Source organism: Brevibacterium antiquum (assembly GCF_016107655.1).
Taxonomy (GTDB): Bacteria; Actinomycetota; Actinomycetes; order Actinomycetales; family Brevibacteriaceae; genus Brevibacterium; species Brevibacterium antiquum.
In genome coordinates, this window is sequence record NZ_JABASX010000006.1 from 201,099 (window position 1) to 222,208 (window position 21,110).

General features: G+C 63.7%; 19 protein-coding genes. 8 read left to right on the forward strand and 11 right to left on the reverse strand.

The genetic code is table 11. The annotated features are described in order from the left end of the window. Position 1 precedes the first annotated feature (1 nt). Positions 2-496: an SRPBCC family protein gene (locus JFC13_RS11905; protein WP_198397287.1), complete on the forward strand. Its 495-nt coding sequence runs from the start codon at positions 2-4 to the stop codon at positions 494-496. 98 nt (positions 497-594) lie between these two features. Here the strand turns inward: JFC13_RS11905 and JFC13_RS11910 are convergent, their stop codons facing one another. Together JFC13_RS11910 and JFC13_RS11915 are read right to left on the reverse strand one after the other, a co-directional pair. Beyond that, a complete protein-coding gene (locus tag JFC13_RS11910; RefSeq protein WP_198397288.1) occupies positions 595-1,818 on the reverse strand; it encodes an FAD-dependent oxidoreductase in 1,224 nt (407 codons plus the stop codon). A gap of 59 nt (positions 1,819-1,877) precedes the next feature. Continuing rightward, positions 1,878-3,311 (reverse strand): APC family permease, encoded by a 1,434-nt coding sequence (locus JFC13_RS11915; RefSeq protein WP_198397289.1) that lies wholly within the window; start codon positions 3,309-3,311, stop codon positions 1,878-1,880. A 139-nt stretch (positions 3,312-3,450) separates the two neighbouring features. On the opposite strand from JFC13_RS11915, the gene JFC13_RS11920 reads away from it, so the two are divergent. Genes JFC13_RS11920 through JFC13_RS11930 form a run of 3 tightly spaced genes read left to right on the forward strand, consistent with a single transcriptional unit; the run spans position 3,451 to position 5,737 of the window. Continuing rightward, positions 3,451-4,149: a helix-turn-helix transcriptional regulator gene (locus JFC13_RS11920; RefSeq protein WP_198397290.1), complete on the forward strand. Its 699-nt coding sequence runs from the start codon at positions 3,451-3,453 to the stop codon at positions 4,147-4,149. Continuing rightward, positions 4,146-5,267 (forward strand): PLP-dependent cysteine synthase family protein, encoded by a 1,122-nt coding sequence (locus JFC13_RS11925; RefSeq protein ID WP_198397291.1) that lies wholly within the window; start codon positions 4,146-4,148, stop codon positions 5,265-5,267. The genes JFC13_RS11920 and JFC13_RS11925 overlap by 4 nt, the downstream gene beginning before the upstream one ends. Then, positions 5,264-5,737 (forward strand): RidA family protein, encoded by a 474-nt coding sequence (locus tag JFC13_RS11930; RefSeq protein ID WP_198397292.1) that lies wholly within the window; start codon positions 5,264-5,266, stop codon positions 5,735-5,737. Before JFC13_RS11925 ends, JFC13_RS11930 begins: the two co-directional genes overlap by 4 nt. A gap of 47 nt (positions 5,738-5,784) precedes the next feature. On the opposite strand, the gene JFC13_RS11935 is transcribed toward JFC13_RS11930, so the two are convergent. Genes JFC13_RS11935 through JFC13_RS11960 form a run of 6 tightly spaced genes read right to left on the reverse strand, consistent with a single transcriptional unit; the run spans position 5,785 to position 13,472 of the window. Beyond that, a complete protein-coding gene (locus JFC13_RS11935; RefSeq protein WP_198397293.1) occupies positions 5,785-6,516 on the reverse strand; it encodes a GntR family transcriptional regulator in 732 nt (243 codons plus the stop codon). Further along, positions 6,509-8,191, reverse strand: a complete 1,683-nt coding sequence (locus JFC13_RS11940; RefSeq protein WP_232488537.1) for a dipeptide ABC transporter ATP-binding protein — start codon at positions 8,189-8,191, stop codon at positions 6,509-6,511. The genes JFC13_RS11935 and JFC13_RS11940 overlap by 8 nt, the downstream gene beginning before the upstream one ends. Continuing rightward, positions 8,188-9,993 (reverse strand): gamma-glutamyltransferase family protein, encoded by a 1,806-nt coding sequence (locus tag JFC13_RS11945; protein WP_198397294.1) that lies wholly within the window; start codon positions 9,991-9,993, stop codon positions 8,188-8,190. The genes JFC13_RS11940 and JFC13_RS11945 overlap by 4 nt, the downstream gene beginning before the upstream one ends. A gap of 1 nt (position 9,994) precedes the next feature. After that, complete coding sequence (locus JFC13_RS11950; RefSeq protein WP_198397295.1) at positions 9,995-10,909, reverse strand: ABC transporter permease; 915 nt, start codon at positions 10,907-10,909, stop codon at positions 9,995-9,997. Continuing rightward, positions 10,906-11,862: an ABC transporter permease gene (locus tag JFC13_RS11955; protein WP_198397296.1), complete on the reverse strand. Its 957-nt coding sequence runs from the start codon at positions 11,860-11,862 to the stop codon at positions 10,906-10,908. Before JFC13_RS11955 ends, JFC13_RS11950 begins: the two co-directional genes overlap by 4 nt. Further along, a complete protein-coding gene (locus tag JFC13_RS11960) occupies positions 11,859-13,472 on the reverse strand; it encodes an ABC transporter substrate-binding protein (RefSeq protein WP_332839399.1) in 1,614 nt (537 codons plus the stop codon). Before JFC13_RS11960 ends, JFC13_RS11955 begins: the two co-directional genes overlap by 4 nt. 197 nt (positions 13,473-13,669) lie before the next feature. Between JFC13_RS11960 and JFC13_RS11965 the strand changes: the two genes are divergently transcribed. Beyond that, positions 13,670-14,365 carry a YoaK family protein gene (locus JFC13_RS11965; RefSeq protein ID WP_198397297.1) on the forward strand — a complete coding sequence of 232 codons (696 nt, stop codon included), beginning with the start codon at positions 13,670-13,672 and terminating at the stop codon, positions 14,363-14,365. A gap of 661 nt (positions 14,366-15,026) precedes the next feature. On the opposite strand, the gene JFC13_RS11970 is transcribed toward JFC13_RS11965, so the two are convergent. Continuing rightward, positions 15,027-16,547: a M20/M25/M40 family metallo-hydrolase gene (locus tag JFC13_RS11970; RefSeq protein WP_198397298.1), complete on the reverse strand. Its 1,521-nt coding sequence runs from the start codon at positions 16,545-16,547 to the stop codon at positions 15,027-15,029. 114 nt (positions 16,548-16,661) lie between these two features. Between JFC13_RS11970 and JFC13_RS11975 the strand changes: the two genes are divergently transcribed. From JFC13_RS11975 to JFC13_RS11985, 3 genes are all read left to right on the forward strand, one after another. Next, entirely contained in the window at positions 16,662-17,570 is a 909-nt protein-coding gene (locus JFC13_RS11975) for a LysR family transcriptional regulator (RefSeq protein WP_198397299.1), read from the forward strand. 71 nt (positions 17,571-17,641) lie between these two features. After that, on the forward strand, positions 17,642-18,541 hold the full coding sequence (locus JFC13_RS11980) for an IclR family transcriptional regulator (RefSeq protein WP_198397300.1): 900 nt from the start codon (positions 17,642-17,644) through the stop codon (positions 18,539-18,541). Continuing rightward, complete coding sequence (locus JFC13_RS11985) at positions 18,538-19,500, forward strand: PCC domain-containing protein (protein WP_198397301.1); 963 nt, start codon at positions 18,538-18,540, stop codon at positions 19,498-19,500. The genes JFC13_RS11980 and JFC13_RS11985 overlap by 4 nt, the downstream gene beginning before the upstream one ends. Before the next feature lie 42 nt (positions 19,501-19,542). On the opposite strand, the gene JFC13_RS19900 is transcribed toward JFC13_RS11985, so the two are convergent. Further along, positions 19,543-20,328 (reverse strand): MOSC domain-containing protein, encoded by a 786-nt coding sequence (locus JFC13_RS19900; protein WP_198397302.1) that lies wholly within the window; start codon positions 20,326-20,328, stop codon positions 19,543-19,545. After that, positions 20,325-21,092: an SDR family NAD(P)-dependent oxidoreductase gene (locus JFC13_RS11995; RefSeq protein WP_198397303.1), complete on the reverse strand. Its 768-nt coding sequence runs from the start codon at positions 21,090-21,092 to the stop codon at positions 20,325-20,327. Before JFC13_RS11995 ends, JFC13_RS19900 begins: the two co-directional genes overlap by 4 nt. Positions 21,093-21,110: the final 18 nt, after the last annotated feature.

Sequence of the window (21,110 nt, forward strand, 5' to 3'; positions counted from 1 at the left end):
CATGACCACCACCAACGACACCGACTATTCGAGCCTCAAGCTCGACGTCCCCGACGGAAGCCAGGCACTGTCGATCACTCGCGATTTCGCAGCCACCCCGGGCAAGGTGTTCCGGGCACACACCGACCCGGAGGTCTTCGTGAAGTGGTGCGGACCGGACACGATCACCAACACGATCCGCGAATGGGACCCGCAGACCGGCGGGAATTGGAGCTACCTCTCCACCGATGACAACGGTGAGTATGGCTTCTTCGGGTCCTTCCACGAGGTGCGGGAGAACGAACGCATCGTCCAGACCTTCACCTTCGAGGGCTTCCCGGACGCGGTGAGCTTGGAAATACTCACGCTCACCGACCTCGGCGACGGACGGACTCGCCTGAGCTCGACGTCGATCTTCGACTCGATGGAATCGAGGGACGGCATGGTCGCGTCCGGCATGGAGCAGGGAATCGTCGAAGGCTACAAGAAGCTCGACAAGCTGCTGGCGGAGGGATAAATCTGAGTCGCTAAACATCCTGACGTCACTGAACGACCCCGGCGTGGTCACGTCCGGCGCCGGGGTCGTTCAGTGACGTCACATCGACTTCTTCCGCCTCAGACCGCCTCGAGGCTTCGCTTCTTCTCCGCGAGGACGAGGTCTCTGATGACCAGGAAGCAGGAGACCGCGTCGCCTGCGGCGGAGACGAGCTGCTTCGTGCTTCCCCTGCGCACGTCACCAGCGGCGTAGACCCGATTCATCGATGTCGTGTGATCGGATCCGGTGCAGATATAGCCCTGGGCGTCCACCTCGAGTCTCCCGGTGAAGTTCGCGCTGTTGGCTCGCAGACCGATGAATTCGAAGACCGCATCGGGACTCAGTTGTGCGGCAGTGCGATCGGGACCGTGAATGAAGTCGACAGACACCGAAGCACCGTCGGTTGATGAGGATTGCGCCTCGGCGAATCCCGTGATCGCCGAATCGGTGATCACGGTGATCTTCGGATCCGCAAGCACGCGCTCGCGCAGAACGATATCGGCGGTCAGCTCGGGAAGATTCTGGAGCATGATGACTTCATCGACCAGGGTCGCAAGGTAGAGGGCCTCTTCGCACGCACTGTTTCCACCGCCGACGACCACCAACTGGGAACGCCCCCGGTAGGCCGGGCCGTCGCAGGTGGAGCAGAAGTGGATTCGACTCCCCAGCAGCGATTCCTCCCCCGGTGCGCCGAGAGTGCGGTAGGTCGTCCCGGTCGCCACCATGACGCTCCTTGCTCGGACTCTCTGCCCGTTCGACATGGCGAGTTCAACCCGGTCATCGTCGGCCTCCAGCAGGTCGAGGACGCTGGTCGCCGAGAGCAGCTCTGTGTTCTCACCATCGGCGTGATTCAGGAAAGTCTCGGCCAGAGTTCCTCCGCCGACTCCTTCGGGGAAGCCCGGATAGTTGTCGATCTGCTTGGTCGTCGCCGCCTGTCCGCCGAAGCTGGCGGAATCGACGACCAGCGTGGAGAGCCCCTGCCTGTCGGCATAGATGGCGGCAGTCAGGCCCGCCGGCCCTCCGCCGATCACAGCGAGGTCGTACTCCTCACGGTTTGCGCGTGGGATGATCCCCAGCTTCTCACCGATCTCCTGATGAGTCGGCTCAACGAGGTGACTGCCGTCTTCGAAGACAACGGTGGGGATTCTCCGCTCCCCTCCCTGCAGCCTGCGCACTTCCTCCTCCGCGCAGGAGTCGGCTTCGACATCCACGAAGTCGAATTCGAGGTTGTGGGCGGTGAAGAAGCGCTTGCTGCGCATGCAGTCCGAGCACCAGTCGGTGCCGTAGACGATGATTCCTGACATGTTGTGTTTTCCTTCCATCGGGATTCGAGATATTGCGTTCGTTCGGGAAACGTGTTCGTTCAGCGGTCGGTACGACCGGGCTGGCTGAGCTCCTCCACGGGACCGACTTCACGAGCGGAGGAGCCATCACCCTCCTCGGCGAGGGACCCGAAGGGTGCGGACGAAGGTACAGATGCGCGCGGCAGGCGCGGGTATCGCCACGCGCACCAGGCGGTGCCGCAGCCGACCCAGATCACCGCGGAGATGATCACGGTGCCGGTGAGGTCCGAGGTCAGCAGGACGAACTGCAGACACGACACCGCGATGCCGACCACGAGCAGGACCCAATGGAGACTGCGCTTGATCGTGAAGGTCGACGCCGCGTGCAACCCGGGAAACAGCTTTCGCAGGCGGATGGAGGCGATGAGGATGATCACCGCGTTGACCTGCTGCAGCGCCGAGGCGGCATTGGCGATGTTCTCCATGTCCAGTGACAGCAGGATCGGGGCGACCCCGATGATGAACATCAGCGTCAGCAGCCAGTGCGGTGTGCCGAACCGACGATTGACGGCGCCGAGCCAGCGCGGAAACCATCCAGCCTCGACCGCGGCGAGGATCGCCTTGGTCCCCCACAGCATGTTCGAGTTCAGCGAACCGACCAGCGCGAGAACCGCTCCTCCGAGGATGAAGAACCCGAGCCCTGCCGGATTGAGGATATGTGCGGCGACGGCGGTCATCGGCTGACCGGCGACCTGGTCGAGAGGGAGGACTCCCGTGGCGGGAATCGCCAGCAGCACATAGAGGAACCCGGAGAGCAGGGTTCCGCCGAGCGCCGCGATCGGAATCGCGCGTCCGGGGTTCTTCAGCTCATCACCCATCTCGGCGATGACCTGGCCACCGCGAGTCGCGAACGACAGCAGGGCCGCGGCCTTGAACAGCTCGAGTGCACCGTGGGGCATCGGTCGGGCGAAGACTGCCCACTCGACGTTGAACATCCCCACCGCGACGAACAGCGCGAAGGCCGCCATCATCGCCACCCCGATGATGATTCCGACGAAGGACGAGGCCGAGGCGCCGAGGAGGTTGACGACGTAGAAGATGACCAGCATGGCCAGGGCTATGAGAACGGGGTCGATGCCCGGGACCAGGGTGTGCAGATACTGGCCGGCCGCCAGACCGTAGATGCTGATGGACAGGTTACCCAGGGTCCACAGCCACATATTGGCGAATCCGGCGACGGGGTGGATCAGGCGAGAGGCGTAGGTGAACGCTCCGCCGGTGGTCGGCATCGCCGCCCCCAAAGCTGCGATGGGCGCCGTGACCAGAATGACCACCGCCGTCGCCAGGACGAAGGCGAGCGGAGTTCCGCCTCCCGTGATGGCGATGGCCGTTCCCGTGAGGGCGATGACTCCGCCGCCGACGATCTGGTTGAAGGTGATACCGAGCGCCCCTGGGATCCCGATTGTCCTCTTGAGATTGCTGGGGCCTGTGGCGTCATTGCCAAGCTCTGACATCTTTCTCCTAAATATTATTTTAAGGTTTCAACTTGGTGTGGAAATTTAGGTGAGCGAGTACACATTCGCACATAATGAACTAATGTGCAAGACTTCCACTAGAAGTTGAAATTGCGAGCCAGGCCAGAGGAGAACATCAGTGACAGCGTTCAATTCGGATCGTTACGCCCAGAAGGTTCGAGAGACCCTCGACCTCCTGGCCGGCATCAGCGAGCCGCTCGCCCGCGCCTTGGGCGAGGGCTGCGAAGTGGTCGTCCACGACCTCACGAACCTCGACAACTCCGTGTACGCCATCGCGGGCGGCGTCACCGGACGCGAGGTGGGAGCCCCACCGACCAATCTGCTGCTGCAGCACGTTCTCAGCGGGGCGCAGGGCGATGTCATCGGCTATCCCACGTCCCTGCCCGGTGGGCGCACCGGGCGGTCGAGCACGATCATCATTCGTGAACCCGAGTCGGGTGAGGCGATGGCCGCCCTCTGCCTCAACATCGATGTCACCAACGTGAGAATGGCGCACGAGCTGCTCGGCTCCCTGCTCGCGCCCACTCCTGCCGTCGCAGAGGCCACCGCCGAGGCTGACTCCGGTGAGGTCTTCCCGCACACGGTCAGCGAGCTGACCGCTCAGATCGTCGCCGAGGTGATCGAGAGTGCCGATATCCCTGTCGAACTGATGAAGAAGTCCCACAAGCTCGAGATCGTTGCCGAGCTCGACCGCCGTGGGGTCTTCCAGGTCAAGGAGGCCGTGTCCGGAGTCGCCTCGGCCCTGGACGTCACCCGTTACACGATCTACAACTACATCAACGAGCTCCAAGGCAGAGCGCCGGAAGGACAGTCATGACCAACGAGGATCATCTGATCGCACCCCCAGAAGACGACATCGACCGCTACGATCCGAATGCTCGCGCCTGGCTTGCCGGAGCGATCCGAGCCGTGAAGTCCGATGCCAATAGGTCCTCTGACACGCACCTGCTGCATGTACCGCTACCCGCCGAATGGGGGATCGACCTGTACCTCAAGGACGAGTCGAGTCATCCCACCGGATCACTCAAGCACCGTCTGGCTCGATCCCTCTTCCTCCATGCACTGTGCAATGGCTGGATTCGGTCCGGACGCCCCGTCGTGGAGGCGTCCAGCGGGTCGACCGCTGTCTCGGAAGCGTACTTCGCGCAGCTCATCGGCGTCCCATTCATCGCCGTCATGGCGCGGTCGACGAGTGCCCAGAAGATCTCCCTCATCGAGTTCTACGGCGGCACCTGTCACTTCGTGGACAACGCGAACGAGGTCTACGAGGTTGCGGCCGGGCTGGCGGCAGAATCCGGCGGGCACTACATGGATCAGTTCACGTATGCCGAACGAGCAACCGACTGGCGCGGGAACAACAACATCGCCGAGTCGATCTTCGATCAGATGTCGAGCGAGCAGCATCCCGAACCGTCGTGGATCGTTGCCACTGCAGGCACGGGCGGCACCTCGGCGACCTTGGCCAGATATGTGCGCTACACCGGTCGGGCCACGGGAATCTGTGTAGCCGATCCTGACAATTCGGCGTTCTTCGCCGGGTGGAGGGACGGAGACCCGTCGGCAATGACCGATCAGGGTTCACGGATCGAGGGCATCGGCCGACAGCGGGTCGAGGCGAGCTTCATCGCGTCGAGCATCGACCGGATGATGCACGTCCCGGACGCGGCATCCATTGCCTCCATCCAACTGCTCGAGACGCTCATGGGGCGGCGGGCCGGAGCGTCGACGGGGACCGGACTGTGGGCCGCGTTCCGCATCGTGTCGCAGATGAAGGCTGCCGGAGAGAAGGGCAGCCTGGTGTCCTTGATCTGTGATCCCGGCGAGCGCTACCTCGACAAATACTATTCGCCCCAGTGGCTGACCGAAGCCGGGATCGACACCACCGGCTACCGTGAGCGCCTCGAAGAATTCATGACGACAGGAGTCCTCAAGTGAACAGAGAATCGACAAGCACACCCGAAGCTCGCCTCGAAGACCGCGGATTGGCGATCCCCGAGGTCGCCGCGCCCGTCGCCGCCTATGTTCCGGCCGTGCGCACAGGACAGTACATCTACACCTCGGGACAACTTCCCGTTGAGAACGGGCAGCCGATCCACACGGGAAAGGTCGGTGCAGAGGTCAGCCTCGAACAGGCCCAGGCCGCGGTTCGCCAGTGCACCTTGAACGCCCTGGCCGCCATTCGCGCGATCATCGGTGACCTCTCGGCGATCACACGCATCGTCAGGGTCACGGGTTTCGTTGCCAGCACACCGGACTTCACTGCTCAGCCGCAGGTGGTCAACGGCGCCAGCGAACTCCTCGGCGAGATCTTCGGTGAGGTCGGCGTCCATGCCCGCAGTGCAGTGGGCGTGGCGGTTCTCCCCCTCGACGTTCCCGTCGAAGTTGAGATGATCGTCGAGGTCTGAGCACCTCTGACCTCTGAGACCGCTCTGCTACGTCGGCCTGTCGGCCATCAGGAGGGCCTGTCGGCCATCATGGCAAAGTACGAATCTCGGCTGCGACGGACGTGCTGTCCCATCACCTCGGCGGCCTTCGTCTCCTGCCCGGCATCGATGGCTGCGATGATGTCGCGGTGTTCGGGCCACGCCTGCGGTCCTCGGCGTGTGACGTTGAGGGAGTAGAGCCATTCGATCTTGCCCGAGATCTGGCGCAGGAGGCTGACGAAGGAGAGGCTGCCGCTGAGTTCGGCGACTGCGAAATGGAAGCGCATGTTGAGCACCGCGAGATCTTCGTAGCGTTCCTCGCCGATGACGATGTCACCGGCGGCGAGGATCTCGTTGATCTCCTTGCGAATCATCCGCCAACGCTCATCCGGGGCCTCACCGTTGCTCTGCTGCGCTGCGCGCTTCGCGGCTCTTTTGGCGGTCGCGGATTCCAGGACGATGCGAATCTCGAACAGATCCTCAGCGTCCTCGATCGGTGACGGGGCGACCATGCTGCCGCTGTAGGGCCGAGACTCGACGAGCCCCTCGGATTCGAGAGAGCGCAGCGCCTCTCGAATCGGGATCCGCGAGACGTCGTACTGCTTCGCCAGGGCCGCTTCGCGGAGCTTGCCGCCGGGCGGATGCACACCTGTGATGATGTCGTGGCGGATCTTCGCCCCGACCGCGATGCTGTTCGAGGTCGAAGCCGCACTCGGCTTCGCGGTCGAACTCGACCGCGAAAGAGAACCGGGCTCAGGCATTGAGCAGACCGGAACCGGGCACAGCGGCCAACAGCTTCTGCGTGTACTCCGCGGCTGGACGATCGATGACATCTCTCGTCGCGCCCGCCTCGACGACCTCTCCGTTCTTCATCACTACAACATCGTCTGCCAAGTTCGCGACAACTGCAAGATCGTGCGTGATGAACAAGCAGCTCACGCCGAGCTCCGATTGCAGCCGACGCAGCAGTTCGAGAATCTGCTCCTGCACCAGGACATCGAGTGCCGACACTGCCTCATCGCAGATGAGCAGCTCAGGTTCACTGATCAGCGCTCGCGCGATCGCTACCCTCTGTCGCTGTCCACCGGAGAGATCGGCGGGTCGACGTTCGAGCATCGAGGTGGGCAGAGCCACTTGGTCGAGCACCTCGGCGACCTTGTCCTTCCTCTCCGCTCGTGTGCCGATCTTGAAGACGTCGAGGGGTTCAGCGATGATCCGCTCGATGCCCCACATCGGGTTGAGCGAGGAGAACGGGTCCTGGAACACCGGCTGGCTGAAGCGACGCAGAATGCTGCGCTCGGCGCGTGAGGTGGCGTCGACGTTCCGGCCGCCCGCCAGGACCTCCCCACTGGTGGCCTTCTCCAGTCCGAGCACGATCTTCGCGATGGTGGACTTTCCCGAACCGGATTCGCCGATCACTGCCGTCGTCTGTCCGCGCTTGGCCGTGAAGCTCACACCATTGAGTGCGTGGACCTCTTTGCCGCGGCCGCGCAGCTTGTAGATCTTGTGCAGATCGTTGACTTCGAGAACATTCGCCGAGGTGGCACTACTCTCAACCGTGTCATCGCTGGCTGCCGCGGCAGCTGGGTCAGGTTCCTTCCCGTTCGTCGGGCTCACCTCTCGCTCGACCACAATGCTGGGCGCGGCTTTGACCAGGGCCTTCGTGTACTCGTCCTGAGGATTCCCGAGCACCTGCTGCGGTGTCCCGCGTTCGACGACGCGGCCTTCGTTCATGACGAGGATGGTGTCCGTCCGCTCCCCAGCGACGCCGAGGTCGTGAGTGACGAAGAGCAGCGAGGTTCCTCGCTCGGTGACGAGTTTCTGCAGATGATCGAGGATCTGCTTCTGCACCGTCACGTCGAGAGCTGACGTCGGCTCGTCGGCGATGATGAGATCGGGTTCGCCGGACAGGGCGATCGCGATGAGGATCCTCTGCCGCATACCACCGGAGAATTCGTGCGGATAGGACCGTCGCCGGTTCTCCGCGTCAGGGATTCCCGCTTCCGTCATCAGCCGCACGACATTGCGGGTCACCTCGGCGGAATTCGACATTCCGTATGTCTGCAGAGCGTCGGCGATCTGGTCGCCCACGCGCATGCTCGGGTTGAGACTGGCCATGGGATCCTGCGGCACCAAGGCAATCGAACGGCCCCGAAGAGTTTGGAGTCGCTGACGATCGGCGTGGACGAGGTCCTCACCGCGGTACTTCACGGAGCCGGAGCTGACATGGCCTGCCCCCGGAAGGAGTCCGAGGACCGCGCTGATCGTCGTCGACTTGCCGGAACCTGACTGACCGACGAGTGCCAAACGCTCCCCCGGTGCCAGTGTGAAGCCCACATCGTGGAGTACCGGGTTCTCGTAGGAGACTTCGAGGCCGGAGACCTCGAGGACGAATTCTGACGGTTTCACACCGCCGCTGGTCGCAGTACTCATCATCTGCCTGCCGCGTAACCCTGGGCACCGCGCGGGTTCGCCCCCGCGGTGACGCGACCGGTTGCAGGATCCCGGGTCACGCAGGAGAGCCTGCCCAGTTCCCAGTCGCCGGCCTTGGTCACGACGTGACCGCGTGCGATCAGCCCGTTGATGACATCCTCGCCGAGGCGGTCCTCGACGACAGCTCCGCCGGGAACCCAGGTGCGCGGCCAGAACGATCCCGCCAAGGCGGTGGTGTGCAGCGCGGGAGCATCGATCGCCTGCTGGGGCGCGTAGCCGCCGATGAGCATGCGCAGAATCATCAGCAGCTGCCACTGTTCCTGCTGGTCACCGCCGGGTGAACCGAGGGCGATGATCGGCTGACCGTCCTTGGAGATCAGAGTCGGAGTCAGCGTGGTGCGCGGGCGTTTCCCGGGGGTCAGCGCCGAGGGAGCTGTTTCGTCAAGCCACATCATCTGCAGACGAGTGCCCAGGCAGAATCCGAGCTCGGGGACGACAGGCGAGGACTGCAGCCATCCACCGGAGGGTGTGGCTGAGATGATGTTGCCCCACCGGTCGACGACGTCGATGTGGCAGGTGTCGCCGTTGTTGACGCCGTTCTTCTGCACAGTCGGCTCGCCGATGCCCGCCTTGGCCAAGGCTTCCTTGTCCGCGCCCTCGAGCACGAGCGGCGGCGTGAAGGTCGAGACAGAACCTGCCCGGTTCGTGCCGGGTCGGAACTCGAGGGAGGCAACATCTGTGATGAGGTCCCGGCGGCTGGCCGCGTAGTCGTCGCTGAGCAGCCAGTCGAGGTCGACATCTCCGTCCCCGTAGTAGGTGTCGCGGTCGGCCATCGCGAGTTTGAGTGCCTCGAGGATCGTATGCGCACCGATCTCGGTCGAGGGATCGAGCCGGTCGTCGTCGAAGCCCTCGAGGATCTTCAGCGTCTGGAGCAGCACCGGGCCCTGCCCCCAGGCTCCGATCTTCGCAATCGAGTAGCCGCGGAAATCGACGGACACAGGTGTCTCGAAATGTGCGTCGAATCCGGCGAAGTCGGCGGCTGTCATCACTCCGGCGTGGTCACCTCCGGTCGAGTGCCGGTGCGGGGTGGAGATGAACTTCTCGACCGCCTCGGCGACGAAACCGGATTTCCATTCCTCACGTGCCGCAGCAACTCTGGCAGCGCGCCCTTCCACACCGTCACCTGCAGCGATGAGCTTCCTCAGGACCTCGGCATAGGGGCGGTTATAGATGAGATCACCGATCGTCGGGATCTGACCCTCTGGCATCCACTGGGCCGCAGACGTGGGCCAGTGTTCGGTGAAGAGCTCGCGTACGCGTTCGATGGTGCCCACGACTCGGCCGAGGACGGGATGCCCGTTCTCGGCGTAGTCGATGGCGAAGTCGAGGACGTCGGCGAGCTCCCAAGAGCCGTGGTGCTCGAGCAGATTGAGCCAGGAGTCGACGGCCCCGGGCACCGCAGAGGCGAGTGCCCCGGCGCCGGGGACCATGTCGAGTCCCTCATTGCGGTAGTGCTCAATGGTGGCAGCTGCCGGCGCCGGACCCTGCCCCATCATGATCTGCGGGTTCGCCGGGTCCTCGGCGGTGGCGAAGACTCCTGTCATGTCACCGCCGGGACCGTTGAGGTGGGGTTCGACCACGTGGAGGAGAAAGGCTCCGGCCACGGCCGCATCGAAGGCGTTGCCGCCCCGTTCGAGCACAGCCTGTGAAGCAGCCGTGGCCAGCCAGTGGGTGGAGGCGGCCATTCCGAAGTGGCCCTCCAGGGTGGGCCGGGTGGTGAAAGCTGCGGGTGGAGTGAACGACATATCAGTGTCCCTTCTTCGAATTGGGGTCGAGGGCGTCGCGCAGGGCGTCCCCGAAGAGGTTGAAGGCCAAGCAGATGACCAGGATCGCCAGCCCGGGGAACAGCGCGGTCGACGGTGCACGGAAGATGTACTGCTGCGCGTCGGAGAGCATGATGCCCAGGCTGGGTGAGGGCGGCTGGATACCCAGGCCGAGGAAGGAGAGGATCGATTCTCCGATCACGGCGGTGGGAATGATGACGGTGGCCTGCACGATGATCGCCGAAGCGATATTGGGCAGGATATGCATGCCCAGAATACGTGTCTTCGACGCGTCAGTGGCGATCGCGGCCTTGACGAAGTCGGCAGATTTCAGCCGCATCGTCTCACCTCTGACCACTCTGATCATCGTGGGCACCTGGGAGATGCCCAATGCGATCGCGGCATTGGCCAGGCTGGGCCCGGAAATGGCTGCCAGCCCGACGGCGATGATGAGGAACGGAAACGCCAGGGTGACATCAGTCAGTCGGGAGATGACCGCGTCGAGGCCCCGGAAGTATCCGGCCAAGAGGCCCAGAGGTGTGCCGACGATAACGGCCAGCGCAACTGCCAGGAGCCCCACCTGGAGCGAGGCGCGAACACCGAATGCGAGCCTGGAGAGAACGTCTCTGCCGAGGTCGTCGGTGCCGAGGACGAAGCCGATCGTGCCCGGCACTTGAAATGGAGCGTGGAAGTTCGTCTGCGCGAATCCATAGGGGGCGATGAGTGGTGCGAAGACTCCGACGAGCACCACGATGGCGACCATGACGGATCCGATGAGCCCCATCGGGTTGGACAGGATGGAGCGCAGCAGCCACCAGGCCCGGTTGTTCGAGGCGTGGAATTCGGGGTCGAGTCCCTGCGTGTTCTTGTCGGTGTTCGTGACGATTGGGGTGGTCATGAGGCGTCCTCGCTGACTCGGATCTGTGGGTTGATGACCGAATAGAGGATGTCGACGGCCAAGTTGATGAGAATGTAGGAGGCCGTGATCACGAGGACAACCGCTTGGATGACCGGATAGTCGCGGGAGAAGACCGCATCGAGGGTGAGTTTGCCGATCCCTGGCAGGGCGAAGATCCTCTCCGTGACCACTGCACCCGAGATCAGGCCGCCCAGCTGCAGACCGATGATCGTGACGAGGACGATGAGTGAGTTGCGCAGTCCGTATCGGAAGAGGACCCGCGGTCTGGACAGTCCCTTGGCTCGTGCCATGCGCACATAGTCGGTGCCCATGCTCTCGATCATCGAGGCCCTGGTCTGCCTGGTGATGACCGCGGCCAGGCTGGTGCCCAGGATCACGGCCGGCAGGGTGAGGTAGTAGATGCCGCGGATCGGGTCTGAGAGGACGTCGACGTACCCCGAGGCAGGGAACCATCCGAGAGTGACGGCCAGGACCAAGATCGCGAGGAGTCCGAGCCAGAAGTTCGGAACCGACAGGCCGAGGAGAGCGAGGAAGTTGCTGCCCAGCTCCGGCCACTTTCCGCGGAAGCGTTCTGCGACCATACCCAGGGTGATGCCGACGATGACGGCGACGACGATCGCGTACAGCGACAGCCATAGGGTCACTGGCAGGGTGGTCGCAATCATCTCGGTCACGGCCAAGCCTGTCCGCGTGGATTCGCCGAGGTCGCCGGTGACGATGTCGCCCAAGAACTTGACGAACTGGACGAGCAGAGGCTGGTCGAGCCCGAGGTCGGCGCGGATCGCGTCGAGTCGTTCCGGGGTCGCCTCTTCACCGGCCATGGCCAGAGCCGGGTCGCCCGGGAGCATGCGCACACCGAAGAAGATGACGATGCCCGAGAGTACGAAGGTGATGATGGCGTGGAAGATCTTGGTGAGCACGTATCGAGTCATCGCTGAGCGTCCTTCTTCAGAAATCCGGCTTCGGAGAGATGGACGACGCCGTCGGAGAACACATCGATGCCGGACACATCATCGGTGTAGGCCGTGAGGTTCTTCTGTCGGTAGAGATAGATGATCGAGTTGAGTTCGCCGGTCCGCTGTGAGGCTTCACCGTAGAGCTTCTTGCGCTCATCCATGTCTGTGGATTCACTGGCTCGGGTGAGCAGATTGCTGAGTTTGTCGTCATCGACTCCTGTGACGTTGTTGCCGGCGCCCGGATAATGGAAGGTGTAGAGGTTTCCGTGCGGATCGACGCGTCCGGACCAGCCAAGTTGGAGGAGCTCGTAGTCGCCGCGGTCCTGGGCATCGAGCAGGGCAGTGTATTCCATCGGCTGGACCGTGATGTCGAAGCCTGCTTCCTTGGTGGCGGCCTGAACGGCCTGAGCGAAGCGAAGTGTGTCCTGAGTGTTCGAGACCTTCATATTCACCTTGAGCGGAAGCTCGACTCCGGCATCCTCGAGAAGCTTCTTCGCGCCAGCTGGATCGTAGTCGACGCACTCGTTGCTCGCCTTGGTTGCGAAGGGACTGTCCGGAGAGATGCCGGAGCAGGCCGGTGAGAACCACCCGTTGAATACGGTGTTGACCAATGCCTTGCGATCGAAGGCCATCGACAGTGCCTTGCGCACCTTCGGGTCCTGGCCCAGTGGCGTCTCGAAGTTCTCCGGATTGTCACCGAAGCCCATGTTCACGGTCAGTCCTTGATATCCCAGAGAGTTCGACTGCAGGAGTCCGATTCCGGATTCCTGTTTGAGAGCGTCGACGTCCTGCGGGGAGATCGTGTCCGCGACCTGCACATCGCCGGAGCGGATGTTCGCGGCACGAATGTTTGCATCCGACATGATCTGATAGGTGATCGAGTCGAGATGAACCTTGTCGGCGTCGTAGTAGTTGGGGTCCTTGACGACCTTGATCGACGTCTGCGCGATGCGCTTCTCAAACTTGAACGGCCCTACGCACACCGGGTGGTCGCCGAAGTCCTCACCCGCCTCGTCCAGGGCCGTCGGCGACATGATCATCCCGGCGCGATCGGCCAGGGCCGCGGTGAATGGCGCGAAGGGTTCGTCGAAGGTGACCTCGAGGGTGTGATCGTCAATGGCGGTCACATCGTTGATCGGGCCGAGTTCTGCAGAGCGGGATGACTCTTCGAGGTTGAGCCCGCGTTCGATGGTCGTCTTGACCGCCTCGGCGTCGAAGTCGGTGCCGTCGGCGAATCGCACACCGTCCCTGACCGGGATGCGCACGGTCTTCCCGTCCTTGGAGACATCCGGCAGCGAGGTTGCGAGCATCGGTGTGATCTCACCGTTCGCATCGATGTCGTAGAGCTTCTGGCACATCGTCTGCATCACGTATCGGGTGTAGAGAGAGGAGGATGTCGTCGGGTCGAGGCGATCCGGTTCCGAGGACAGCGCCATGACGAGATCTCCGCCTTCTTCGAAGGCTCCGGCGTCGGCATCGACCGACTTCACGTCGGGTCTCTCGGGTGGTTCGCCGAGCGGTTGGACCGGCGTGCACCCGGCCAGCAGGACGACGCTGGCAAGCACCGCCATTATCCGTTTTTTCACGCGCACTCCTGTGTGAGCATCGAATCAAAAATCAATATTTGCATACAATCTATCCCGTGCTTATTGTTTTGTATACAAACTTTCAGTAAATATCGAATCCTGGGATCACGAGCAACCCCGAGGCTGCTCGTCGCCCGGGAACCACTCGAGTTCTGAGACCACCAGGGTTCGCAGGCGAGCTCGATGAAAGGGACGCAATGACACGTCGACTCGACTTGGCCATGCTGCTCGTACTGACATTCTCAACCGGAATGGTTGACGCGATCGGCTACCTGGGCTTCGATAAGGTCTTCACCGGAAACATGACGGGCAACGTCGTCATCCTCGGCATGGGCCTAGCCGGAGCTGAGGACACTCCGGTCCTGCGGCCCGCCTTAGCCCTCGTGTTCTTCATGGTGGGGGCGGCCCTGGGCGGGCGCATCCTCGGCCGCATCGGTGAGGACTGGCACGTGCGCACCACGATCATCTACGCCGGAGTGGCCGTCGGCTGTGCGGGCCTGGCCGTCTATGTCGCACTCATGCCCAACCCCGAGGTGGGCCTGGCCGGAACCATCTTCACCTCGGCACTCTCGGCCCTGATGGGCGCACAAGCCGCTGCGGCCCGGCGGATGAAGATCGCCGACGTCACCACCGTCGTCGTCACCTCGACGATCGTCGGCTTGGCATCTGATTCGCGGCTGGCCGGTGGCGACAGCGTCCGCTGGATCCGCCGAGCTCTGGCCGTCCTTCTCATCCTCATCGGCGCCATCGCCGGTGCCGCCACGTTGATGATCAATCAGTGGATCGGCATCGCCTTCGTCGCTGCGGCGATCGCCGTCGTGACCGTCATCGGTCACCGTGGGGCAAAGAAGCGGACCCTCGCCGAGGCGGTCACCTCGCCCGCGCACGCCTGATCAATCAGGTCGACACAGAACTCACGCCGACTGAGAGCTCAGGCCGACTGGGAACTCAGGTCGGCTGGGAACTCAGGTCCGCTGGGAACTCAGGTCGGCTGGAGTATGGCCAATTCCCGTTCCCGCGCCCGACACTGGCGACACCGGTGACCGCAGCCTCCCAGAGCTGCCCTGCGAAGGGGACCGAGGCGGTAGCCATGAACACGAAGATGTAGAAGAGAGGCCAAGAAGGGCGCAGTCGGAGGACGTCAGCGAACCGAATAACGGGGTGCAGGTCGAGACACGCAAGTGCGCATAAGGGTCTCGACGTGCACCCCGTTTTTCGACGAACTGCGTCTCCCAGCATGCGTCTCACGGCATGCGTGGGAGCAGCGCACACCGAGCTTCTGCCACACCACGAGGATCGCAGCCACACTGAGCGCACCGGCCAGCAGCACCCAATAGGCAGGTGCCTTGGCATTTCCCATGACGCCGATCAGTCATGGGCAAGAAGGATGTGCAGCGGGGGGCCAGGCCGATGGCATGAGCACGGGGCAAGAGCCGGGGGCATGAGCACGGGGCAAGAGCCGGGGGCATGAGCACGATCAGCAATGTGCCCAGGAACATCAGCCAGATGGTGAGAGTCAGTGCTGGCTTCCGGCTCCTTGTGCCCGATGTGGCCTCAATACGCATCCGGCCTCGTCTCTTTCGAGGTGAACCAGTCGTCGGGGCTCTGCCCCATGTCCCAGAACATTCCAGCCATGATCTCGGCGCCCTGCTGAAGGATCGAGATCAGGGCGTGTTCGTCGGGGGCGTGCTGATTGCACCCGGGGTAGGAATGCGGGACCCATACGGTCGGCAGGCCCAGCACCTCGGCGAATACGTCGTTGGGGATGGTGCCGCCCAGGTTCGGTTCGATCGCGGCCTCGAGCCCGGTCGTCGTCCTGACCGACTCAGCGGCGGCCGCGACGACGCGGGCGTTCGGGTCGAGTCGGGTCGCCGGCATGCAGTGCTCGAAGACGACATCGACTCCGTGGATCCCTTGGCCTTCCAGGTGGGCCCGCACCTTGCCCTCGAAGTCGTCGACGTCGGTGCCGACGACGTATCGCAGCTGCATGTGCGCTTCGGCCCTTCCCGGGATCGCGTTGACCACCTGGGCAGGATTCCCAGCGTCGAGGGCGAGGACCTCGATGACGTTGAAGGCGAAGACCTTCTCCGCCGAGGTGAGCCCTGGCTCTCCCCAATCGAAATCGACTTCGGGTGATCCGGCTTCGACCACCTCGGGCAGCTTCGCAACGGCTTCGAGCACCGAGGCGGGCGGGTCATCGGGGCGCAGCGTGGGAATCCTGATGACGCCGTTTCCATCGACGAGGGAATTGATGGCGGCGGCGAGGACGGTCGCGGAGTTGCGCAGCTTCCCGCCCCAATTGCCCGAATGATGGTCGCCGTCGCGATCGTGGACGACGAGCTTGAACCCCAACGCCCCGCGGGAACCGAGGAAGAGGGTCGGGTATTCGGCGGCGATCCGGGGACCGTCGGAGGCGAGGAAGAGATCGGCGTCGAGTTCGGCCCTGTGTGCGGCGGCGAATGCCTTGAGGCCGAGCGAACCGGCCTCCTCGGCTGTTTCCATGAGGACCTTGACGTTGTAGCCCAGAGCGGCTGTGCCAGGAGCGTCGAGTGACTCGAGGACGGTCTTCAGGGCCAGAGTGTTCACGGTGTGCTGGCCTTTGTTGTCGGCGCTGCCTCGACCGTAGAGACGGTCGCCGTCGCGGGTGAGCACCCACGGGTCGAGGTTGTCAGACCATTGCGAGCCGTGGGCGAACTGCACGTCGCCGTGACCGTAGAGGAGGACGGTCGGCAGCTGCGGGTCCTCGATGCGTGAGGCGATGAGCAGCGGGTGCTCATCGGATTCGGGATTGTCGTGGATCGTCGTCGCGAAGCCCAGGGCCGTGAGCTCGGGGGCGATCTCCTCGGCGAGGTAGGCATGAGCGGCGAGGCCATTGCCCGGCGCCTGGCTTTCGGTGCGTTCTGCAACACGCGTGGCCAGCAGATCGAAGAAGGCTTGGCTGCGGACGAATTCGCCCGCGGCCCGGGTGACGGACTCCCGGGTGACGGACTCCCGAGTGACAACTTCGTGGATTTCATTCGGTGCTGTTCGCCTCGGTGCCGTTTCGCCTTGGCCGGGGTTGTGATCTGGGCTCATGTCTTCAGACTGTCGCAGTCCGGCTCGGATTGGAAGACTGATCTGTCCATATGCCGGTGCGTTTCTTGCAAGGTGACTGTGCATAATATGCACCGCTCCTAGTAGCATAATGGCATGACCGACCTGCGCAGCCTGAAGACCCTGCTGGCAGTCGTCGAATACGGCTCCATCCACCTCGCCGCGCGAGCTCTGTTTGTCTCCCATTCGACCGCCAGTCGCCAGATCAAAACTTTTGAGGAGCATTACGGCACGACGCTGTTCGATCGCTCGGCGAGCGGAGTCGTTCCCACTGGACAGGGCCTGGCTCTCGCAGACTTCGCGCGGCGGATGATCGCCGAATCCGAGCTCCTCTCCGACTCGTTCGGCAGCTACTCCCGCGAGGTCGAGACCATCACAATCGTCACCAGTACCGGGCTCGGCCAGACCATCGTCGCTGACGCCATCAACGATGTCATGACGACTACTGACCGCGTGCAGGTCTCGATCATCGACACCACGTCGCTCGAGGCCGTTCAGGTGCTGAAGAACCGGCAAGCTGACCTGTGCGTGAACTTCTCCGTATACGGCCATGATCTCGTCTCGGTTCCCGGCGTCCGGCGGATCGATCAGACCCCGGCCCGGAATTTTGCGGTCTTCGACAAGAAGCACCCTCTTGCCCAGCGGGCCACCGTCCGCATCCGGGACCTGGTCGACTTCCCGATCGCCACGCTGCCGTCGGGAAACACCGCTCGGATGAGGATCGAACAGGCTGTCCGCGCTCAGGGACAGGTGTTCTCGCCGACGATCGAAGCCACGTGTCCCGTGCTCACGATGAGAGCCATCGCCGGAACGACGATGGTCGCGATGATGGCGGAGCGGACGATCCCGGACAACCTCGCCGAGGCGGGGTGCGCTGCCGTGGAGCTCGACGATCCTGGCCTCGACGATCGTTCGATCCAGATCCTCGCCGCCGATCCGCTTCGGGAGTCAGACGGTCTCGACCTGATGATCGATTCCCTGCGCAGGAGCCTGGCGGCGAGGTAGTTCGGCCCATCCGCGGTCCACATCATGGATCCGACTTCTGGCCTTGACCCGCAACAGCCGATAATCGGGGCATGGGCAATGAAGCGCAGACACACGATCTCGACCGGATGAAGATGCGCGGGCGGATCATGCGCCGTTCCGCATCATTCAACGTCGCTCACGCCGTCGACGACCTGGGGCCGGGCACTGGAGCCCAGAGCATCCAGCGTGCCCTGTCCCTGCTGGGACTCGTCGGCATCATCAGCAGCGAGAACCCCAACGGCGCGCCTCTCAGCGAGATCGTGGCCATCAGCGGTCGCCCCAAGGCCAGCGTGCATCGTATGCTCAACGCCCTCATCGCCATGGGATACGTGGAACGATGCGAGGACGGCGGCTACCGCCTCGGCGTGCAGTCCCAGATCATGGGACAGCTGGCCCAGAAGTCCGCCGACCCCGCGATTGAAGAGTCCGAGTCGAGTCTGCTCAGGCTCGCCGAGCTCACTCAGGACACTGCTTTCCTCACGATGCGCACCGGCAGCTACTCGATCTGCGCCCGCCGCGAGGACGGCTTCGGCCCGATCTTCAACAACGCCCTGGCCGTGGGCGATCGCCACCCCTTGGGCATCGGCGCCGGAAGTCTTGCCATCATGACCCAGTTCTCCGACGCCGAGGTGGACGCCTCCTTCGACGCCAACTCAAGAATATTCGCCGACCGCTACCCCGAAGTCTCTGTGCCCAGACTCAAGGAGATCATCCGCCGTGGCCGTCACGACGGGTTCGTCCACAACCCAGGGCTCTTCGCTCAGGGATCGTGGGCGATCGGCGTGCCGCTGCGGGTCAAGGGCAGAAAGCCGCGCGCGGCCCTGTCGATCGCCAGCATCGAGGAGCGTATGACCGGGGCTCGTGTATTCGAACTCGCCGAGCTTCTCCAACACGAAGCTCGCCAGATCGCCGAGGCTGTGAACAGCGCGAGCGGGGAGGACCAGACATGACAGACAACACTGCGCAACCACACGACACCATCAGCGCACTCGAGTCTCCCGGCTACCGCCTCGGCGAGCCCGGTGACGTCGTCATCCATGCAGGGCCCCGGCCGAGTCCGAGAATCGTCTCGGTGCCGACCCGTCAGAGCGAGCATCTCATCGATATCGCCGCCGGCGATGATCTCTTCGACTCCGTGACCGGCCTCCTCGAAGCACTCGATGTCTCCGGGCTGATGGTGGAGTTCACCGACGGTGAGTTCGGTCGGATCGACTACGTCTACCCGGCCTATGGCCCCGACGCCGAGCACCCCATGTCCTTCACCTCCGAGTTCCACCACGATGGGGCAGCAGAGCTGCAGCATGCCTCGGCGACGGTGGGTAAGAAGGGCGGTGTTGCGTTCGCCCATATTCACGCTTCCTGGTTGACCAAGGAAGGCGTGGTCAGAGGTGGTCATCTGCTGCCCGGCACGCTCGTCGGACCGACGGGTATGCGCCTGCGCGTCTTTGCCCTCGCCGATGCGCAGCAGCTCAGCGAAGCCGACCCCGAGACCGGGTTCTTCGCGTTCGCGCCGACTGCGATGCGCTCCCCCGCCACGGAGTCTGCTCAAGTTTCGGCGTCGGCGTCAGTGTCGGCATCGACCGATGCGGTCATCTCCCGTGTCCGTCCCGGTGAGCTCATCGATGACGCGATCGTGGCCATCTGCCGTGCCGCCGGCTTCGAGACCGCCGAGGTGCGGGCCAGTCTCGGCAGCACCACCGGCGCCGTCTTCATTGATGGAACAGCTCCATGGCCGGCCGTGGAGTTCACTCACCTGACGGGTTCGATCGGCGGTGCTCTGGGTGACAACCCGCAGGTGAGCCTCGAGGGCGAAGTCGTCGATGTCGCCGGCGAAGTTCACGCAGGAGAGTTGACCCTCGGGGCGAACCCTGTGGCTGTGACCTTCGAACTCCTGGTGCTGTCGATGTGAACGGCTAGCCCCAAACATTTTGCAGGCACACGCGTTCTGCGGTCAGCTTCTGGGTACGTCGATGACCTGCCCATAGACCCCGAAATGGGGTTCACCAGCGTCGTTTCTGGGTCGGTAGGCGGCAAGTGACGTCAGCAACCGCGAGCCGCGCGCACCGGTGACGGGATGAAGATCCATGACCGCACAGCGTGGGATCGGCCCTCCGACCCGAATGCGAATCTCGCCGAAAGTCATCTTGCGGCCGTTCCACGTCTCCTCTATATAGGGGACGTCCGTCTCGACGAGCAGCGTCGCCCTGAATCGAGCCGCTTCGGCAAGGAGATCGGGATGCCCGAGTCTCTCGCCGAGATCGCAGATGGAGGCCGTGGTCACGATCGTGATCGGCTCCCCGAAGACGACGTCTCCACGTGGAACATGAGCCAGACGCACAGGCTTGCCCAGCCACGAGGACAGCAGCGCATCATGTGGGCTCTGCATCAGTTCAGCTGCGACGGGTCTGCCCCAGTAATCGCAGGTCAGCACCTCACCCGAGGCCTCCGGTACAGCGCAGACCGACCGTCCGTCGGGCAGCGAGGTCTCCAGCTGGGCACCGTGAAACGCCGCAACGACCGCGACCAGCGACGGGTTCTGCACGGTCCGCAGGACCCGCCGTGTGTCGGTGTCGACGAGGCAGTAGCGCCGGTCCCCCACGGGTCCGTGCTCGTCGAACGAGGCCTCGGGCTGCGACTGGTGCCGAGTCCCCTTGATCGGGGTGAACCCGATGGAGCAGACGTCGAGAACGCCGTTCGGGAGCGAGGCCGCCGACGGTGGTGAAGCTGGTGAGTTCACGACATCACGGCCCCACCGTCGATGCGCAAGATCTGACCGGTGGTGAATGCGGCGCCATCGCTGGCGAGGTAGGCGACCGCCTCGGCGATCTCACCGGGTGTGCCCATGCGATCCAGGGCCTGGTTCGAGGTGTCGTAGTCCTGCCCTGCGGTGAGCGCGGATTCCACTGGGCCCGGAGCCACCGAGTTGCAGCGGATTCCCTGCCGCCCGTACTCCTTGGCCACCCACTTCGTGAGCGCGATGATCCCGCCCTTGCTCGCCGCATAGGCCGGTCCCGATCGAGCACCGGCCTCACCATCGGACATGGCGCCGCCGTTGATTCCCGAGATCGAGGAGATGTTGACGATCGATCCTGCACCGGAATGGAGCATGTGCGGGTGCACGGCGGCCTTGATGAAATTGAAGGTCCCGCCGAGGTTGGTGTCGAGGTCCCGCTGCCACTGTTCGGCCGTCATCTCGTCGATCCCGATCCGAGCCGCCGTGCCTGCGTTGTTGACGAGGATGTCGATCCCACCGGAGGCTTCGACGAAGGATCCGACGGCAGCGGTGACCGCCTCGGCGTCGCGGACATCGAGTTCGAAACCGGTGAACGTCTGCTCCGGACACTGCTGGGACAGACTTTCGGCAGCCGCTTCGGCACCCTTGAGATCAACGATCCCCACCGAGGCTCCGCGCCTGGCCAGGGAGGTCGCAATGGCCAGACCGATGCCCTGGGCGGCACCTGTGACCAGGGCCGATCTATTCGTCAGCAGATAAGGTTCCATGGTTCTCCTCAAGTGTGT

Excerpts from the sequence above, each read along its gene's own strand:
- JFC13_RS11925 (WP_198397291.1), top strand. The coding sequence starts at position 4,146 with ATGACCAACGAGGATCATCTGATCGCACCCCCAGAAGACGACATCGAC.
- JFC13_RS11985 (WP_198397301.1), top strand. The coding sequence starts at position 18,538 with ATGACAGACAACACTGCGCAACCACACGACACCATCAGCGCACTCGAG.
- JFC13_RS11940 (WP_232488537.1), bottom strand. The coding sequence starts at position 8,191 with ATGATGAGTACTGCGACCAGCGGCGGTGTGAAACCGTCAGAATTCGTC.
- JFC13_RS11935 (WP_198397293.1), bottom strand. The coding sequence starts at position 6,516 with ATGCCTGAGCCCGGTTCTCTTTCGCGGTCGAGTTCGACCGCGAAGCCG.
- JFC13_RS11950 (WP_198397295.1), bottom strand. The coding sequence starts at position 10,909 with ATGACCACCCCAATCGTCACGAACACCGACAAGAACACGCAGGGACTC.
- JFC13_RS11970 (WP_198397298.1), bottom strand. The coding sequence starts at position 16,547 with ATGAGCCCAGATCACAACCCCGGCCAAGGCGAAACGGCACCGAGGCGA.
- JFC13_RS11945 (WP_198397294.1), bottom strand. The coding sequence starts at position 9,993 with ATGTCGTTCACTCCACCCGCAGCTTTCACCACCCGGCCCACCCTGGAG.
- JFC13_RS11955 (WP_198397296.1), bottom strand. The coding sequence starts at position 11,862 with ATGACTCGATACGTGCTCACCAAGATCTTCCACGCCATCATCACCTTC.
- JFC13_RS11905 (WP_198397287.1), top strand. The coding sequence starts at position 2 with ATGACCACCACCAACGACACCGACTATTCGAGCCTCAAGCTCGACGTC.
- JFC13_RS11980 (WP_198397300.1), top strand. The coding sequence starts at position 17,642 with ATGGGCAATGAAGCGCAGACACACGATCTCGACCGGATGAAGATGCGC.
- JFC13_RS11910 (WP_198397288.1), bottom strand. The coding sequence starts at position 1,818 with ATGTCAGGAATCATCGTCTACGGCACCGACTGGTGCTCGGACTGCATG.
- JFC13_RS11915 (WP_198397289.1), bottom strand. The coding sequence starts at position 3,311 with ATGTCAGAGCTTGGCAATGACGCCACAGGCCCCAGCAATCTCAAGAGG.
- JFC13_RS11975 (WP_198397299.1), top strand. The coding sequence starts at position 16,662 with ATGACCGACCTGCGCAGCCTGAAGACCCTGCTGGCAGTCGTCGAATAC.
- JFC13_RS11965 (WP_198397297.1), top strand. The coding sequence starts at position 13,670 with ATGACACGTCGACTCGACTTGGCCATGCTGCTCGTACTGACATTCTCA.
- JFC13_RS11995 (WP_198397303.1), bottom strand. The coding sequence starts at position 21,092 with ATGGAACCTTATCTGCTGACGAATAGATCGGCCCTGGTCACAGGTGCC.